14 protein-coding genes are annotated in these 16,125 nt (G+C 74.7%); 10 read left to right on the top strand and 4 right to left on the bottom strand.

What is annotated here, in order from left to right:
• Positions 1-6: 6 nt before the first annotated feature.
• Positions 7-1,407: a wax ester/triacylglycerol synthase domain-containing protein gene (locus AB0G01_RS21660; RefSeq protein WP_360948177.1), complete on the bottom strand. Its 1,401-nt coding sequence runs from the start codon at positions 1,405-1,407 to the stop codon at positions 7-9.
• A gap of 603 nt (positions 1,408-2,010) precedes the next feature.
• On the opposite strand from AB0G01_RS21660, the gene AB0G01_RS21655 reads away from it, so the two are divergent.
• The 7 genes from AB0G01_RS21655 to AB0G01_RS21625 all read left to right on the top strand — a co-directional run bounded on the left by AB0G01_RS21655 (position 2,011) and on the right by AB0G01_RS21625 (position 8,317).
• Positions 2,011-2,268: a hypothetical protein gene (locus AB0G01_RS21655; protein ID WP_360948175.1), complete on the top strand. Its 258-nt coding sequence runs from the start codon at positions 2,011-2,013 to the stop codon at positions 2,266-2,268.
• Positions 2,269-2,369: 101 nt separating this feature from the next.
• Positions 2,370-3,902, top strand: coding sequence for an AarF/UbiB family protein (locus AB0G01_RS21650; RefSeq protein ID WP_360948173.1), 1,533 nt, complete (start codon positions 2,370-2,372; stop codon positions 3,900-3,902).
• 81 nt (positions 3,903-3,983) lie between these two features.
• Positions 3,984-4,229 (top strand): acyl carrier protein, encoded by a 246-nt coding sequence (locus AB0G01_RS21645; protein WP_360948171.1) that lies wholly within the window; start codon positions 3,984-3,986, stop codon positions 4,227-4,229.
• A 35-nt stretch (positions 4,230-4,264) separates the two neighbouring features.
• Positions 4,265-5,539, top strand: coding sequence for a beta-ketoacyl-[acyl-carrier-protein] synthase family protein (locus AB0G01_RS21640; protein WP_360948169.1), 1,275 nt, complete (start codon positions 4,265-4,267; stop codon positions 5,537-5,539).
• A 58-nt stretch (positions 5,540-5,597) separates the two neighbouring features.
• Complete coding sequence (locus tag AB0G01_RS21635; protein ID WP_360948167.1) at positions 5,598-6,575, top strand: acyltransferase domain-containing protein; 978 nt, start codon at positions 5,598-5,600, stop codon at positions 6,573-6,575.
• 180 nt (positions 6,576-6,755) lie between these two features.
• Entirely contained in the window at positions 6,756-7,079 is a 324-nt protein-coding gene (locus AB0G01_RS21630; RefSeq protein WP_360948165.1) for a YciI family protein, read from the top strand.
• Positions 7,076-8,317: a DUF6596 domain-containing protein gene (locus AB0G01_RS21625; protein WP_360948163.1), complete on the top strand. Its 1,242-nt coding sequence runs from the start codon at positions 7,076-7,078 to the stop codon at positions 8,315-8,317. The genes AB0G01_RS21630 and AB0G01_RS21625 overlap by 4 nt, the downstream gene beginning before the upstream one ends.
• Before the next feature lie 33 nt (positions 8,318-8,350).
• On the opposite strand, the gene AB0G01_RS21620 is transcribed toward AB0G01_RS21625, so the two are convergent.
• From AB0G01_RS21620 to AB0G01_RS21610, 3 genes are all read right to left on the bottom strand, one after another.
• Entirely contained in the window at positions 8,351-9,070 is a 720-nt protein-coding gene (locus AB0G01_RS21620; RefSeq protein ID WP_360948161.1) for a spermidine synthase, read from the bottom strand.
• Positions 9,071-9,191: 121 nt separating this feature from the next.
• Complete coding sequence (locus tag AB0G01_RS21615) at positions 9,192-9,938, bottom strand: metal-dependent hydrolase (protein ID WP_360948159.1); 747 nt, start codon at positions 9,936-9,938, stop codon at positions 9,192-9,194.
• A gap of 193 nt (positions 9,939-10,131) precedes the next feature.
• Positions 10,132-12,741 (bottom strand): LuxR C-terminal-related transcriptional regulator, encoded by a 2,610-nt coding sequence (locus tag AB0G01_RS21610; protein WP_360948157.1) that lies wholly within the window; start codon positions 12,739-12,741, stop codon positions 10,132-10,134.
• Positions 12,742-12,847: 106 nt separating this feature from the next.
• On the opposite strand from AB0G01_RS21610, the gene AB0G01_RS21605 reads away from it, so the two are divergent.
• The 3 genes from AB0G01_RS21605 to AB0G01_RS21595 all read left to right on the top strand — a co-directional run bounded on the left by AB0G01_RS21605 (position 12,848) and on the right by AB0G01_RS21595 (position 16,001).
• Positions 12,848-13,921: an alkene reductase gene (locus AB0G01_RS21605; RefSeq protein ID WP_360948155.1), complete on the top strand. Its 1,074-nt coding sequence runs from the start codon at positions 12,848-12,850 to the stop codon at positions 13,919-13,921.
• On the top strand, positions 13,918-15,099 hold the full coding sequence (locus tag AB0G01_RS21600) for an MFS transporter (protein ID WP_360948153.1): 1,182 nt from the start codon (positions 13,918-13,920) through the stop codon (positions 15,097-15,099). The genes AB0G01_RS21605 and AB0G01_RS21600 overlap by 4 nt, the downstream gene beginning before the upstream one ends.
• 95 nt (positions 15,100-15,194) lie before the next feature.
• Complete coding sequence (locus AB0G01_RS21595; protein WP_360948151.1) at positions 15,195-16,001, top strand: NmrA family NAD(P)-binding protein; 807 nt, start codon at positions 15,195-15,197, stop codon at positions 15,999-16,001.
• Positions 16,002-16,125 lie beyond the last annotated feature (124 nt).

Raw genomic sequence — 16,125 nt, 5'->3', positions numbered from 1 at the left:
TGGTGCTCACGCGGTCACGGTCGTGCCGCGACTGCCCGGGACGAGGGCGAAGAGCTCCTCGAAGCTCTCCCGGAGCGAGCCGACGAAGGCGTCGGGCTCGGTGAACGCGCCGGTGTCCAGGGTGATCCCGATGTGGCAGCGGTCCTCGTAGGTGGTCAGCGCGATGCTCGTCGCGCCGCGCAGCAGCGGCGGGAACGGCAGGATTCGCAGGACCCGCGACCCCGCCAGGCGCAGGTGCCCGGACGGTCCGGCGAAGTTGGTGGCGATCAGGTCGTTGCCCCGGAACATCTGGGTGAAGACGAACCGCACCACCGGTCCCGGCAGCGGCGTGATCGGCCGGGTGAGCAGGTCCAGCGCCCGCAGCGTCGGCCTGGTGCGCACGGTGGCGACCCGGCGGCCGGCCTCGGCGATCCGCTCGACCGCGCTCAGGCCCGAGACCGGCATGGCCAACCTCGTGCTGGCCAACCGGTTCCCCGCCGGCAGGTCGTCACGCCCGCGCACGCTGATCGGGATCAGCAGCGGCACGGCGGGCAGGTCCACCCCGAAGCGGTGGTGGTAGCGCTCGAACCCGCCCACCAGGCCGGCGACGAAGACGTCGTTCAGGGTGCCGTCGCCCGCGCGGCCCGCCGCCCGGAACGCCTGCCGGGGGAAGTCGAGCGCGTCGAGGTGGACGGCGTGGCTGCGCGCGCGCAGCAGCGGCGACGCGGGGACCGGCGGCACCAGCGTCGTCCGGGCGAACGACGCCACCCGGTCGACGACCCGGCCGAGCAAGGGCGGCGCGGTGCCCGTCGGGGTGGCGCGCGGTGCGCGGATTCCCCGCACGGCGCGGGCGGCGGCCGGGGGGAGGGTGACCAGCGCCCTGGCGAGCCGCCCGGCGAGCAACGCGGTGGCGGGCGCGGTTCGGCGGTCGCGGGCCGGCGGCAGCAGCGGTTCGGCGGTCGTCGCCGCCTCGCCCAGCAGCACCGCGATCAACTGCGCCGCGCCCAACCCGTCGCTGATGCTGTGGCTCAGCTTGAGCAGGTAGGCGGCCTGGCCGCCGTGACCGTCGTCGAGGCCCTCCACCAGCGTCGCCTCCCACAGCGGGCGTTCCGGTGCCAGGGGGCGGGAGGCGACCGCGCCCACCAGGTCGAGCAGTTGGCGGGGCGTGCCGGGGGAGGGCAGCCGCACCCGGTGGACGTGGTTGCGGACGTCGAAGGTCTCGTCCGGCACCCAGAACGGCCGGCCCAACCGCAGCGGCGGTTCCAGCACCCGCAGCCGCAACCGGGGCACGATCCGCGTGCTCCACTCGTGCCGGCGCACCAGGCGCGCCCAGTCCGGGCACCGGTCGAGCACGAAGACGCCCACCACGTTCGACCGCATTCCCGGGTGGTTCTCCGCTCGCCAGAACAGCGTTTCGAGCGCGTTCATCTCACTCGGCGAGCGCCAGATGCCGTGTTTGGGCTCTTCGGTCCCGGGGTGGGGCATGGTTTCCTCGCACGCTTGGGTTGGAATTGGTTCGACCGACGTGGCTCGCGAGCGAAAGCGCGGCACGAGAACATTTCCATCTCACCTGCATTTGTCGCCGAGGTGTACCCCCATCGGTGTGACGACGATTTCCGGGCAACGCCGGCCGGACTTGTCCACCGGTACTTTTGGGCATCGCCAGGGCGGTGGTCCGCGACCGTGCGTGCCGCCCGGATGGCCGACCGACCTGGAGCGATGCCCTTACGTTCTGTGGAGAACCACAAAACGCGGCCGTTTCGCCAGAGGCGTGCGGGTGACGGCGGACAAAGCAGTCGAACACGTCGTCGCCCCGCGCCCGGTCCTTCGCCGCGGACGGCCCGAAAGTCCCGTAGCAATCAGTAGGACGAGCACGGCAGGCTCGAACGCGAAAGCCGACGCTCGTTCGGGGAATTCGTGGTGGAACCCGGACGCGTCGCCACCGGCCGAGTCGGCGCGCGTGGCGGCTCCGGGACGGCGCGCGTCGGGCGGGAACGGGTAATCGCGGGAGACGGCGAGACGGAGGCAGTGATGGGCCGGTACAGGCGGCGCAACGGGATCGGGTTCTTCCGGTACCTGGGCGATGTGGTCGACGACACCAAGGACTTCGTGGACGACATCCTCGACCGCGACGACGAGCACGACTCCTACGACGGCAGCCGCGACAGGCTCGACCACGACGACCGGGGCACCATCCGCCGGGACCTGAGGGCGTTGAAGTCCTCGCTGGACGAGCTGTCGGCCAAGCTGGACCAGCTCGGCACCCGGCAGCCCGCCGAGAAGAAGTAGGCGCGGGACCGCACTCGCGGCCACGTCGGCACGGGTGCGGCCGATCCGACACGTCCCCCGGCGCGCCGGGACGGGCGTCGACCAGCGAGGAGGCGGGTGGCATGGGCCGGCACCGCGCTGGTGAGATCGCGCGGGCGCTGGTGTCGCTGCTGCGGTCGGAACTGGTCGGCGGCACCGGGCAGGGGACGTCGGACGAGCCCGAGGACGACTCGGTGCGACGGGCGCGCGCCCGCCGGCTGCGGTCGACGCTGGAGCAGCTCGGACCGTTCTACATCAAGGTCGGGCAGATCCTGTCCACGAGACCGGACATCGTCTCCGAAACGACCGCCGACGAGTTGCGCGGCCTGCACGACACGGTCGCGGCGCGCCCGTTCGCCACGTTCGAACCCGTCCTGCGCGCCGGCCTCGGCCAACGGTGGCGCGGGCTGTTCGCCGACTTCGACACCGAGCACCCGATCGGCTCCGCGTCGCTCGCGCAGGTCTACACCGCCACCCTGACCGACGGGCGGCCGGTGGCGGTCAAGGTGCAGCGCCCGCGGATCGCGCCGCTCATCGCCCGGGACATGGCGCTGCTGCGCCGGGCCGCGCGGCTGCTGACCGCGCTCGCCCCCGAGTTCACCGAACTGGTCGACGTGCGGGCCATGCTCGACCTGCTGTTCGAGGCCATGCGCTCGGAGCTGGACTTCACCCGCGAGGCCGCCGAAGCCGACCGGGCGCGCGGCGAAGTCCTGCACTACAAGCACCTCGACATCCCCGAGGTGTACGAGGCGTCGCCGCGGGTGATGGTGCAGAGCCTCGCGCCGGGCCGCTCCATCGGCGACGCCCGCCCCGAGGAGTTCACCTCCGCCGAGCGCCTCGGCATCGGCCGCGACCTGATGGCGTTCATGTTCCGCAGCTACTTCACCACCAAGGTCTTCCACGCCGACCCCCACCCGGGCAACGTGTTCGTCCACCCGGGCGGCAAGGCCACGCTCCTCGACTGGGGCATGGTCGGCCGCATCGACCACCGGACCGGCCTGGGGATGTTGCGGGTGCTGCTCAACGTCGCGCTCAACGACGCCCTGGGCGTCACCCGCGCCTGGGTCGAGATGGGGCACGCCACCGAACGCGCGAACCTCGCGGGCTTCCGCAACGACATGGAGTTCCTCGTCCCCACCCTGACCACCGTCACCCTGGACCGGCTCAACTTCGGTGCCACCTTCTCCTCCGTGCTGGCCAGCTCCACCCGGCACGGCATCCGCACCAACCCCGCCATCGCGGTGCTGGGCAAGTCCTTCGCGAACCTCGAAGGCTCCATCCGCCACCTGGCCCCCGAGCTGAGCGTCGTGGACACGTTCCGCGGCCAGATCCGGGACATCATGATCGACGTCGCCGACGAGAGCCTCTCCGAGACGCGGCGTGCCGAGATGGCCCTGGAGCTGCTGACCAACGGCACCCAGACTCTCCAGTACGTGCGATCCGCCCTGCGGCAGGTGGCCGACGGCGAGTTGGTGTTCGGCATCAACCAGGCCACCCGGCTCGACCGCCGCACCCGCAAGTACCGGGTCGTCACGGCGGTGCTCGTCGGAGCCTTCTTGTGGTCCAGGCGACGCCACCCCGCCCGAGCACCGACCCGCGACGGGAAAGGACCGTGACCCGATGCCCGCGACGCGGCACCCGCGCGCCACCCCTGTCACCCGTCCACCCCCCCCTCGCCGCACGAGAGGCGCTGCGCCATGCCCTTCGACCCCGACACCGTGTCGCAGGACTTCGTGAAACTGCTGTCCGACATCGCCGAGATACCCGAGGAGAAGATCACCGAGGACTCCGCGCTCAAAGCCGACCTGGACGTCGACAGCCTGGCGATCGTGGAGTTGTTCGACGTGACCGAGACGCGGTGGGGCGTGCGAATCCCGGACGAGGACGCCCAGGCGCTCAGGACCGTCGGCGAGGTCGTCGACTACATCCGCCGCCGGGCCTGACCGGTCCCCGGCCCGCCCGACCCGAGGGAGCCCCCATGTCCGGCACAGAGCCCGCGGTCGTCGTCACCGGAGTGGGAGCCACCACCCCGCTGGGCGGCGATGCCCGGACGACGTGGTCCGCGCTGCTCGCCGGGGACAGCGGCATCGGCGCGCTCGACGTCCCGCCCCGGTGGCGGGCCGACCAACTGCCGGTGCGCATCGTCGCCGCCGCGGCCGTCGACCCGTCCACCGTCCTGTCGCCCAAGGACGTCCGGCACACCGACCGGGCCACCCAGTTGGCCCTGGTCGCGGTGGCCGAGGGCTGGTCCGACGCCGGGTTCACCGCACCCGCCCGCGACGGGGGCGGCCCGGTGGACCCGCTGGAGGTGGGCGCGGTGATCAGCTCCGGCCTGGCCGGGATGACCTCGTCGATCCGGCAGTACGAGATCCTGCGCGACCGGGGGGCGCACGGCGTGTCGCCGTACTGCATACCGATGATGATCCCGAACAGCCCCAGCGCCCAGGCCGGTCTGCTGGTCGGGGCGCGGGCCGGCGTGCACGCGCCGGTCAGCGCGTGCGCGGCCGGGGCCGAAGCGGTCGCCTACGGCGTGCAGATGATCCGGTCCGGTCGGGCGAAGGTGGTCGTGGCGGGTGGCGTGGACGCCACGATCCACCCCCTCGCGCTCGCCGGGTTCGCCCGCATGGGCGCGCTGTCCTGTCGCAACGACGACCCCCGGCACGCCTCACGCCCCTTCGACACCGGCCGCGACGGCTTCGTGCTCGGCGAAGGAGCGGGCGTGCTGGTGCTGGAGGACGCCGAGCACGCCCGAGGCCGCTCCGCGCGCGTGTACTGCGAACTGGCCGGCTACGGCCTGGCGGCGGACTGCCACCACATCGCCCAACCGGACCCCACCGGCGCGGGCGTGACACGGGCCATCACCGCCGCGCTGCGCGACGCCGGCACGTCGGCCGCGGAGGTCACCCACATCAACGCCCACGCCACCTCGACCCCGCGAGGCGACCTGGCCGAAGCCGGTGCGATCCGCCGGGCGCTGGGCCGCCACGCCGACCACACCTGCGTCTCGGCCACGAAGTCCTCGACCGGGCACCTCATCGGCGGGGCCGGTGGCGTCGAAGCGGTGCTGACCGCGCTCGCCCTGCACCACCGCGTCGCCCCGCCCACCACGAACCTCGTCGACCTCGACCCGGCGGTCGACCTCGACGTCGTCGGTCCCGTTCCGCGCGCCCTGCCGAGCGGGCCGGTCACCGCGTTGAACAACGCGATGGGCTTCGGCGGCCACGACGTGTCGCTGCTGCTCCGCTCGTGCTGACCGGCCCGGTGGACCGCCGGCGGTCGGCACCGGTCCGCCACCGCACCCCGGAACGGCGATGGCGCACCGGGTGACGCTGCTGCTCCCCGGCGTCGGCTCGTACCGCCCCGGCGTCCTGAGCGGACTCGGGCACCTGCCGGAGGTCCGGTCGACCATCGACGCCGTGGACCACGCCGACCGGGGCCGGCACCGGGTCCCCCGGCTGTTGCTCGACCTCACGGCCCCCGACGAACGCCACTTGTCGGTGCACGACCCGACCGCCGGCCACCTGGCCGTCTACACCACCGCCGTGGCCGTGGCCGCTCTGCTGCACCGGCGTTTCGGCGTGCGCGCCCACACCGTCGTGGGGCACAGCGCCGGCGAGATCGCGGCCCTGGCCGCCGCCGGCGCGGTCGACGTCGGCGACGGAGCCCGGATGATCCTGGCCAGGGACGCCGCGCTCGCCGAGACCGCCCCGCCCCCGGGCGGCCTGGTCGTCCTGGAGGCGTCCGCGGCGGACGTGGCGCGGCTGCTCGCCGGGACCGACCTCCCCTCGCTGCAACTGGCCTGCGACAACGCGCCGAACCAGTGCGTCGTGTCGGGCCCGGCCCGCGAGCTGGCGGCCCTGGCGGCGTCGGCGGACCGGAGCGGCCACCGGACGACGTGGCTGACCACCGCCACCGCGTTCCACAACCGGCTGCTCGCCGACGCGGCCCGCGCCTTCCGCGACCGGACCTCCTCGATCACCGTCCGGCCACCGGGCACGCGGGTGTTCTCCGCGGTGCTGGTGCGGCCCTACCGGAACACCGGGGAACTCCGGGACGCGGCCGGCCACCACCTGGTCCGACCGGTGCACTTCCGCCGGGCGCTGACGAGGTTGCACCGCACGGGGACCGGGGTCTTCCTCGAAACCGGCCCGCGCAACACCCTCACCGCCCTGGCCAGGGCGACCGTCCCCGGTGTGCGCGCCGCGTGCGTCCTGCCCCGGAGCGCGACCGAGGACCACCTCGCCGCCGTCATCGGGGCGACCCTCGGACCGGGAGCCGACTTCCGGTAGCGGCGCGGTTCCGCGCTCGGCGTGGGCCGGCTGGAGGTCGATCTGTCATCGTGGGCCCGGTCCGCCGGAAAAACACTCGAAGAAGTTCCGGGGGCGGTGTCGGATCGGGGGAGCGGTGTTCGTAGTAGGGGTGAGCGGCTCGCCCACCAGGGGTGCCCCGAAGTACAGGAGATGATCCGCGTGCAGTACCTGGTTTCCGTGGTCTACGACGCGTCCGACCTGGCCACGTCGGAGGAGATGGCCGCGATCGACGTGTTCAACGACCGGCTCCGGACCGAGGGCCACTGGGTCTTCGCCGGCGGCCTCGGGATGCCCGACACCGCCACCGTCATCGACAACCGGGACGGGGCGGCCATCGTCACCGACGGGCCGTTCGTGGAGACCAAGGAGTACCTCGCCGGCTTCTGGGTCATCGAGGCGCTCGACCTCGACGTGGCGCTCAAGCTCGCCGCCGAGGGGTCGAGGGCCTGCAACCGGAAGGTCGAGGTGCGGCCGTTCCGGTGAGCGCGGTCGACGTCCGGGAGGCGATCACCCGAGCCCACCACGGCGAGTGGGCGCGGGTGGTCGCCACCCTGACCGGGCGGTTCGGCGACCTCGACCTCGCCGAGGAGGCGGCGGCCGAGGCGTTCGCCACCGCCGTCGAGCGGTGGCCGGTGGCCGGCGTGCCGCCCAACCCCGGCGCGTGGCTGACCACCACCGCCCACCGCAAGGCCGTCGACCGGCTCCGGCGCGAGAGCAAGCGCGACGACAAGCACCAGGAGGCCCGGCTGGTGCACGGCGACGACCCGCCCGAGCCCCTCGGCACCATCGACGACGACCGACTCCGGCTGATCTTCACCTGCTGCCACCCGGCGCTGGCGGCGGAGAGCCGCGTGGCGCTGACGCTGCGCCTGGTCGGCGGCCTGACGGTGGCCGAGATCGCCCGTGCCTTCCTGGTGCGGGAGAGCGCCATGGGTCAGCGGATCACCCGGGCGAAGGCCAAGGTCAAGGCGGCCCGCATCCCCTACCGGGTGCCGTCCGCCGAAGAGCTCCCGGCCCGCGTGTCCGGCGTGCTCGCCGTCCTGTTCGTGATCTTCAACGAGGGCTACCTGGCGACCGGCCCGGACACCGGTCCCGTGCGCCACGACCTGACCGCCGAGGCGATCCGGCTCACCCGCCTGGTCCGGGCCCTCGTACCGGACGACGGCGAGGCGGCCGGCCTGCTGGCGCTGATGCTGCTCACCGAGGCCCGCCGGCCCGCCCGGGTGTCCGCCGGCGGTGAGCTGGTCCCCCTCGGCGAGCAGGACCGGGGGGCCTGGGACGCGGCGCTGATCGCCGAGGGGCACCGGCTGGTGCGCGAGCGCCTGGCCGCCGCCGCCGCCGGGGTGGCCCCGGGCCGCTACCAGGTCCTCGCGGCGATCAACGCCGTGCACACCTCCGCCCGCGACCTGCGCGACACCGACTGGTCCCAGGTCGTCGCCCTCTACGACCAGCTCGTCCACCTCGACCGCTCGCCGGTCGTCGCCCTCAACCGGGCCGTCGCGGTCGCGGAGCTCGACGGGCCCGAGGTGGCACTGGCCGCCGTCGACCGCCTCGACACCGCGTTGGCCGGCTACCACGCCTACCACGCCGCCCGCGCCGACCTGCTGCGCCGGCTGGGCCGTGGTCGGGAGTCGCGCGCGGCCTACGACAGGGCCGTCGAGCTGGCGGGCAACACCGCCGAAACCGCGTACCTCACCCGCCGCCGCGACCAACCGGGGTGACGGCGCGGTGCACCGTGGCACCGGTACCCGACCTCACCCCATTGGGGCGGTCGCCAGGTAGACGGTGCTGGTGGCGTCGCGGTCCTGCAAGGGGTTGGGGAAGCGGACCACTTCGGCGGTGGTGCGGGCGAAGTGGGCGGACAGCGTCGCGGTGTAGTCGTCGTCCGGGCGGTCGTTGGACCACAGGGCGAAGACGCCGCCGGGGTGCAGGCGTTCGGCGAGCCGGCGGATGCCCTCGGGCTGGTAGAAGTCGGCGTTGCCGGGGTGCAGCAGGTGCCGGGGCGAGTGGTCGATGTCGACGATGATCGCGTGGAACCGCCGGTGCGGGGTGGTCGGGTCGAACCCGTCCGCCGAGCGCGACATCGCGAAGAAGTCGCCGTGCACGAGCGTGCAGCGCGGGTCGGCGGCCAGTTCCGCGCCGCCGGGCACCAGCCCTCGGCGGTGCCAGTCGATGACCTCCCCGAGGGCGTCCACGACGAGCACGGACCGGACGGCGGGGTTGTCCAGCACGGTGTGCGCGGTGTAGCCGAGCCCGAGGCCGCCCACGACCACGTCGAGCGGTGCCGGCGCGCCGGCCAGCGCGAGGCGGGCCAGTTCCCGCTCGGAGGTGGTGAACAGGCTGGACATGAGGTACTCGTCGTTGAGCTTGATCTCGTGGACCTCGCGGTCGAATCGGGGGTCCCAGCGGCGGCGCAGGACGAGTTCGCCCAGGGCGGTGTGACACCGGTCGAGTTCCTGGAAGCGTGCGCCCATCTGGTTCCTCCGGCGGGGTGGCGGCTGCGGGTGGGGCGTCCGCGCGGGTGTCGGACGTCCACTCGGGACGCCGGACTGTACCCGTGGGCACGGCCGGCGCGGGCGGCGAGCCGGCCGTCCGTCAGCCGCCGGTGAGGCCGACCACCAGCGGCCACGCTCCGGGCAGGAGCAGGACGCCGCCAGCGACGCACAGTGGCCAGACCACCCAGAGCTCGAACCCGCCGCCGGTGCGGAAGCGCAGCAGGCGGGGCGGCCGGAGTTCGTACCAGGTCTCGCCGGCGATGGGGATCGGCCACAGGAAGGGGCAGCCCGACAGGGTCAGGGCGTCGCCGAGGCAGTGCACCACGCAGCCCACGCCGATCGCGATGCCGAGCCACTCGGTGATCCCGGCCAGTTCGGCGAGCGGATCACCGCGCCCCACCCACAGCAGCGCCACCCCGATCACGACGAGCACGAGCCAGTCGCCGAGGGCGTCGACGGCCAGCAGCACCGCGATGGCGAGCGCCGTGACGGCCGCCCACGGGCCGGTGACCGACACCCACCAGGTGGTCCACCAGCCGAGCAGGGCGGCGAAGACCACGGTGTGGGTGAGGTGCCGGTGCACGCCGGCGACGTCCTCGTCGGCGGGGCCCTTGGTGAGTTGGTAGACCGCGCCGGAGGTCCACCGCACGGCGGTGGACAGGAGCCCGGTGACGGGGGCGATCAGCCTGCTGGCCCGGGACACGGGGTGGTCGAGGTCGGGGATCAGGGCGGACCCGGCGGTGACGGTGGCGACCACGACCGCCTGGGCGAGGGTGTGGGCCCCCAGCAGCGGGGCGAGGGCGAGGCCGGCGCACCAGCCGGTGGCGGCGTGGGTCCTGCCGAGCATCACGGTCTCCGGTTCCGGGTCGGGCCCGACCAGCGGGCGAGGACGGGTCGCCGGTCCCTACGACGCGGTCGGGCACTTCTCGTCCGGGGGAGGGCAGGTGCGGTCCGGGACGCGACCACGACCACCCCCACGACGCTGTCCCCCGTCCACCTACCCGGTGCCCGGAAGATCAACCCGAAATCCCGGCGGACGCTCACCCCCGGCCGAGTTCCAGCCGGGACAGCTCGCGCCGCGACCGCACCCCGAGCTTCGGGAAGGCCCGGTACAGGTGGTGCTCGACCGTGCGCGGGCTCAGGAACAACTGCGCGGCGATCTCCCGGCTGGTACCGCCCGCCGAGGCGAGCCGGACCACCTGGAGCTCCTGCGGGGTGAGGCGGTCCAGCGGGTTCTCCGCGGTGGGTTCGGCCGCCGGGCCGGAGTCGCCGGTGGCCACGAGTTCGGTCCGGGCACGATCGACCCACGGTGCCGCGTGCAGCCGCGAGAACGTCTCCAGCGCCGAGCGCAGCGGAACCCGGGCGTCGCTGCGGCGCTTGGCCCGGCGCAGCCATTCGCCGTAGAGCAGTTCCGTGCGCGCGCGCTCGAAAGGCCGTCCGCTGCGCGCGTGCAGCTCCAGCGCGCGCAGGTAGTGCGCCTCGTCATCACCCAGGAGGGCGTGGCAGCGCGCCACCACCGCCGCGGCCCACGGCTGTCCGCCCGCCCGCGCCCACGCCTCGAACCGGCGGAAGGCGGCGTCGGCCCGGCCCGGCTCGCCCAGCCGCACCGCCGCCTCCACCTGGTCGGCCGCCGCCACGACCACCGCCGTCGCGTACCCGAGCGGCCCGCGCAGCGCGGCGTCCACCAGGTCCACAGTGGACTCGTAGCGGCCCAGCCCGAGGTCGAGCAGCGCGAGCGCGGCCGTGCTCGCCGCACCGCCGGCGTCCGGCGACACCTCCGCCAGCTCCCGGCAGCGCCGCTCGTCACCCTCGATCGCCGCCACCCGCGCCACCACGGCGTCCAGCCGGGGCAACCGCTGCGGGGACCCGGTGTCCCGGGAGATCCGCGCCGCTTCGGCCACCGCCGCGACGGCGTCCCGGTGCAGCCCGGCCGACACCAGCGCACCCGCGAGGTCCTGCAACACCCGGGGGAGCGCGCCGAGCAGCCCGTCCCGGCGGCAGCGGGCCACCTCGGCGGACGCGAGCTCCCGGGTCAGCGCGTCGTCGCCGAGGATCATCGCGCAGTAGGTCCGGCCGGGGTCGGCCGCCGGTGCCCGCGCGACGAACCCGGCCAGCAGCGGCAACCCGACCGCGAAGTCGCCGTCCACCAGCGCGGCCATGCCCCGCACCAGCGGATCGCGCCCGTCCAGCGCGTCGTTCGCGTCGTGCACGGTCCGCCCGTCGCCGGAGGACCAGGCGTACCGGGCGGCGGTGCGCGCCATCGCCACCGCCCCGGCCGGTTCCGCCGACCGGACGTGCTCGACGAGCAGGCGACCGGCCGCCCGACCGTCGCCCAGCTCGAACTCCACGGCCGCCCGCACCCGCGCCAGGTCCGCGCGGGCCCGCGCGTCCCCGGCCGGCGGCTCGGCCTGGTCGACCAGCTCGGCGGCCAGCCGCCCGTGCCCGGCGGCGAGCGCCAGCGCCGCCGCCTCCGCCAGCCGCGCCGCCCGCGCACCGGCCTCGGGGGTGAGCTGCGCGGCCTGCCGGTACAACCCGGCGGCGGCGGTGAACGCCGTGCGCGCCCGCGCGCGGTCGGCCGAGCGCACGATCTCGGCGGCGACCCGCTCATCGGGAGCGGTGGTGGCGGCGGCGAGGTGCCGGACCCGGCAGTCGGCGTCCGAAGTGGACTCGGCGAGCGCCTGGTGCACCGCGATCCGCCGGGCGAGCACGGCACCCTGGTAGGCGGCCGTGCCGACCAGCGGGTGCCGGAAGGTGATCGTCGTCCCGGTCACGTCGAGCAGCCGCGCGGTCTCGGCCCGCTCCAGGTCGGCGGTGCCCACGCCCAGCAGGTCGGCGGCACCGAGCAGGGTCGGCAGGTGCCCGCGCCCCTCGGCCGCCGCGAGGAGCATCATCAGCCGGGTCCGCTCCGGCAGCGCGCTGATCTGCGCGCGGAAACCGGCCAGCACGCGCTCGGCCACCGGCAGCGGCCCGGCGGCGACGTGGTGCTCCCGTTGCGCGGCGGCGAATTCGAGCAGGGCCAGCGGGTTGCCCGCCGACCGCGCGATCACCTGCGCCGGCGACGGCGGTGCCAGGCCGCGCTCGGCGAGCAGCCGGCCCGCGTCCGCCGCGTCGAGCCGGGCCGGGCGCAGCTCCGGCAGGTCCGGCGCGGCGAAACCGGTGTCCCGCGCGCCGAACAGCACCGCGACGCGGTCCGCCGCCAGCCGCCGGACCGCGAACAGCACCGCGTCGGAGGTCGCGCGGTCCAGCCACTGCGCGTCGTCGACCAGGCACAGCACCGGGCCGTCGTCGGCGACCTCGGCGAGCAGCGTGAGCACGGCGAGCCCGGTCACGAACCGGTCCTGCCCGCCGGTGCGGCCCGAGTCCAGCACCGCGCGCAACGCCTCCGCCTGCGGACCGGGCAGCGCGGCGAGCCGGTCCTGCACCGGCCACAGCAACTGCACCAGCCCGCCGAACGCGAGGTCGGCCTCGGCCTCGATCCCGGTCACCCGCAGCACGCGCAGCCCGGTGGCGGCTTCGGCCGCCCACCCCAGCAGCGCGGACTTCCCGATGCCCGCCTCGCCGCGCAGCACCAGCGCGCCGCTGCGACCGGCGCGGGCCGCCGCGAGCAGCGCCCCGATCGCCGCCTGCTCGCCGGCCCGGCCGTACAGCACAGCGGCCCCCCGTGACCCTGAGTGAGGTACGTAAGTCGAATCCCAGTACCCCGGTACCGAAACCTTACCGATTCGGCGTAACCCCATCCCGACCAAACTCCACGGCATGAACGCGTTGCTCACCCCCCTCACCACAGGTGCCCTGCACCTGCCCAACCGACTGGTGATGGCACCGATGACGCGCAGCCGCGCCCCCGGCGGCCTGGTCACCGGGCTGACCGCCGAGTACTACGCGCAGCGCGCCGGAGCCGGGCTGATCATCACCGAAGGCACGCAACCCAGCGTCATCGGCCAGGGCTACACCGACACCCCCGGGCTGCACACCCCGGCCCAGGCCGCCGCGTGGCGCACGGTCACCGAGGCCGTGCACGCGCGCGGCGGCCGGATCTTCGTCCAGCTCATGCACTCCGGCCGGATCGGGCACCCGAGCCTCTACCCGGACGGCAGCCTGCCGCTGGCACCCTCGGCGATCGCGTCGGGCGAGAAGCTGTACACCCCGGACGGCCTGCTCGACCACCCGCGACCGAGGGAGATGACCCTGGCGGACATCGCGCGGTCGGTGGACGAGTTCACCTCCGCCGCGCGACTGGCGGTGGAGGCCGGCTTCGACGGCGTCGAGCTGCACGGTGCCAGCGGCTACCTGATCCACCAGTTCCTCGCCGACAACACCAACCGGCGCACCGACGCCTACGGCGGCCCGGTCGAGAACCGCATCCGGTTCGCGGTGGAGGTGGTGCGGGCGGTCGGCGACGCGATCGGCCCGGACCGCACCGGCATCCGGCTGTCCCCGGGCTCGACCCTCAACGGCACCCGCGAGAGCGACACCGACCTGCTGTACCCCGCGCTCATCCGCGCCCTCGTCCCGGTGCACCCGGCCTACGTGCACGTCGTGGAATCCGGCAACCGGGACGTCACCGGGCTCATCCGCGCCGACTGGCCGGGCACCCTCGTCCTCAACCCGCACCCGTCCGGCGCGGAACCGGCGACGGCGGCGGACGGCGTGGCCGCGCTGCGGGACGGCGTCGCCGACGCGATCAGCCTCGGCCGGCTGTGGCTCGCCAACCCGGACCTGCCCGCGCGCATCGCCACCGGCGGTCCGTTCACCGCCGCCGACCCGGCGACCTTCTACGGCGGCGACCACCTCGGGTACACCGACTACCCCACCGCCGAGGCGCGGTGAGCGCCCCGGTGCGCCCCCGAATCTCCGGACCGTGGTCGGCGCTGCTGGCCGGTCCGCTGTCGTTCGGCATCGCCGGGCCGGCGCTGATCCTGCCGGACGCCGCCGCCGAGCTCGGCACCACGACCGCCGCGGTGACCTGGATCGTGACCGCGTTCGGCTGGGGCATCGCGGTCGGCACACCTCTGCTCGCCGGGTTGCAGAGCCATCGCGGCGTGCGGACGGCGCTGCTCACCTGCACCGCGCTGGTACTGGCGGGTGCCGTCGCGGTGGTGACCGCGGCGTGGTTGCCGGTCCTCGTCGCCGGCAGCGCGCTCCAGGGGCTGGGCACCGCCGGGTTCACCACCACGGCGATGAGCCTGGCCGGCTCGGCGCGGGTGATGGGCCTGGTCACGTCGTCGCTGGCGGTGGTCGGCTCGGCGTCGCCGCTGATCGGCGACCTGGTCGGCGACGCGCTCGGCTGGCAGGTCGCGCTGGCGCTGCCCGCGCTCAGCCTGCTCGCCGTGCCGGCGGCGCTGCGGTCGGCACCCGGGACGCCGGCCGGGACGCCGGCCGGGCCGCCGAGGTTCGACCTGATCGGCGCGCTCCTGGTGACCGCACTGGTCACCGCGCTGGTGTTCGTGCCGCACTCCTGGCTGCCGGCGGGCGGCGCGGTCCTCGTCGTCGCGGTCCTGCTGGCGAGGCACCTGCGGTCCGAGCCGGACGGGTTCGTGCCCGCCGCGCTGCTGCGCACGCCGGTGTTCCTGATCGCGTCCGGGCTCGCGTTCGCGTTGGCGGTGGCCAACTTCGGCCTGATGTACGTGCTGCCGCCACGGCTGACCGACCAGTCCGGCTGGACCAGCGGTGAGGTCGGGTTCGCCATCCTGTGGCCGATGCTGTTCGGCGGGCTGATGTCCTACGCGGTCGTCGCGGTGACGGCGAAAACCCCGTTCCGCGCACTGGTGGTGCTGTTCCCGGTGCTCGCGGCCGGCGGGCTGGTGCTCGCCGGCGTGAGCGTCGCCCCGGCGGTGCTGCTGATCGCGCAGGCGCTGACCTCGGTCGCGGCGGCGTCGGGCCAGGGCGTCTACGCCGTGCGCGCCGGAGCCGCCGCCGACCCGCACCGCGCGCCGGCCATGGGCCTGTTCAACCTGACCTACCTGCTGGGGGCCGCCTTCGGTCCGGCCATCGCCGCGCTGCTGTGAGGAGTGCGCGCCGGCCGGACGACCGCCCGAGGGGTCCGCCTTGACCTCCAGCTTCCTGGAGCTTTTACCGTAGCGGGAAACGAAGTGGAGCAAAGATGACCGTCTTGGTAACAGGTGCCACCGGGAACACCGGCCGGCACGTCGTCTCCGGACTCGTGCGCCGCGGGGAGCGCGTGCGGGCTCTCACCCGCGACCCCGCCGCCGCCCGCTCGAAGCTCCCGGCAGGGGTGGAACTGGTCCAGGGCACGCACACCCGGCCCGAAACCCTGACCGAGGCCCTCGACGGCGTGACCCGGCTGCACATCACCGTGACGGCCGGGCTCGCCGAGGTCGGTGCCGACCTGGTCCAGCGCGCCGTGGACGCGGGGGTGCGCCGGATGACCGTCGTGTGGGGCGGGTACGTGGGGCCGGTGGAACAGGCCATGGTCGAGTCGGGCGTGGAGTGGACCCGCCTGGAGCCGCAGGAGTTCATGTCCAACACGTTGACCTGGGTCGACTCGATCCGCGCCGAGGGCGTGGTCCGCGAGCACCACGACACCCCCAGCGCGATCGTCCACGAGGCCGACATCGCCGCTGTCGCGGTCACCGCGCTCGTGGAAGACGGGCACTCGGGCCGGGCGTACAACCTGACCGGGCCGGAGGTGCTCACCACGCGCAAGCGCGTCGAGTTCCTCGGCGAGGTGCTCGGTCGGGACATCACCTTCGTCGAGCTGACCCACGACCAAGCCGTCGACCGCCTGCTGGCCACCGGCGTCACCCGCCAAGACGCGGAGTACGTCGTCGGCTGGCACGCCGACCCGCCCGCCGAGGCGAGCCGCGTGGTGGACACCGTCGAGCAGGTGACCGGCCGTCCCGCCCGCACGTTCGCGCAGTGGGTGGACGAACACGCCGACCGCTTCTGAGGCGACTTCCCCCGGCCGCACGGCACGATCTCCCGGTTCTGCCGGGGGACTGGCCGCCGGGGGGGCCCCCCCCCCCCCGCGGGGGGGGGGGCGGGGGGGGGGGGGGGGGGGGGGCCGGCCCCCG

Source organism: Actinosynnema sp. NPDC023587 (assembly GCF_040640215.1).
Classification (GTDB): domain Bacteria; phylum Actinomycetota; class Actinomycetes; order Mycobacteriales; family Pseudonocardiaceae; genus Actinosynnema.
The sequence above is the reverse complement of the archived record's forward strand: the minus strand, read 5'-3'. Positions and strand labels throughout refer to the sequence as shown.

Coding starts and splice junctions, on each gene's coding strand:
- AB0G01_RS21660 (WP_360948177.1), bottom strand. CDS start 1,407: ATGAACGCGCTCGAAACGCTGTTCTGGCGAGCGGAGAACCACCCGGGA.
- AB0G01_RS21655 (WP_360948175.1), top strand. CDS start 2,011: ATGGGCCGGTACAGGCGGCGCAACGGGATCGGGTTCTTCCGGTACCTG.
- AB0G01_RS21650 (WP_360948173.1), top strand. CDS start 2,370: ATGGGCCGGCACCGCGCTGGTGAGATCGCGCGGGCGCTGGTGTCGCTG.
- AB0G01_RS21645 (WP_360948171.1), top strand. CDS start 3,984: ATGCCCTTCGACCCCGACACCGTGTCGCAGGACTTCGTGAAACTGCTG.
- AB0G01_RS21640 (WP_360948169.1), top strand. CDS start 4,265: ATGTCCGGCACAGAGCCCGCGGTCGTCGTCACCGGAGTGGGAGCCACC.
- AB0G01_RS21635 (WP_360948167.1), top strand. CDS start 5,598: ATGGCGCACCGGGTGACGCTGCTGCTCCCCGGCGTCGGCTCGTACCGC.
- AB0G01_RS21620 (WP_360948161.1), bottom strand. CDS start 9,070: ATGGGCGCACGCTTCCAGGAACTCGACCGGTGTCACACCGCCCTGGGC.
- AB0G01_RS21615 (WP_360948159.1), bottom strand. CDS start 9,938: ATGCTCGGCAGGACCCACGCCGCCACCGGCTGGTGCGCCGGCCTCGCC.
- AB0G01_RS21605 (WP_360948155.1), top strand. CDS start 12,848: ATGAACGCGTTGCTCACCCCCCTCACCACAGGTGCCCTGCACCTGCCC.
- AB0G01_RS21595 (WP_360948151.1), top strand. CDS start 15,195: ATGACCGTCTTGGTAACAGGTGCCACCGGGAACACCGGCCGGCACGTC.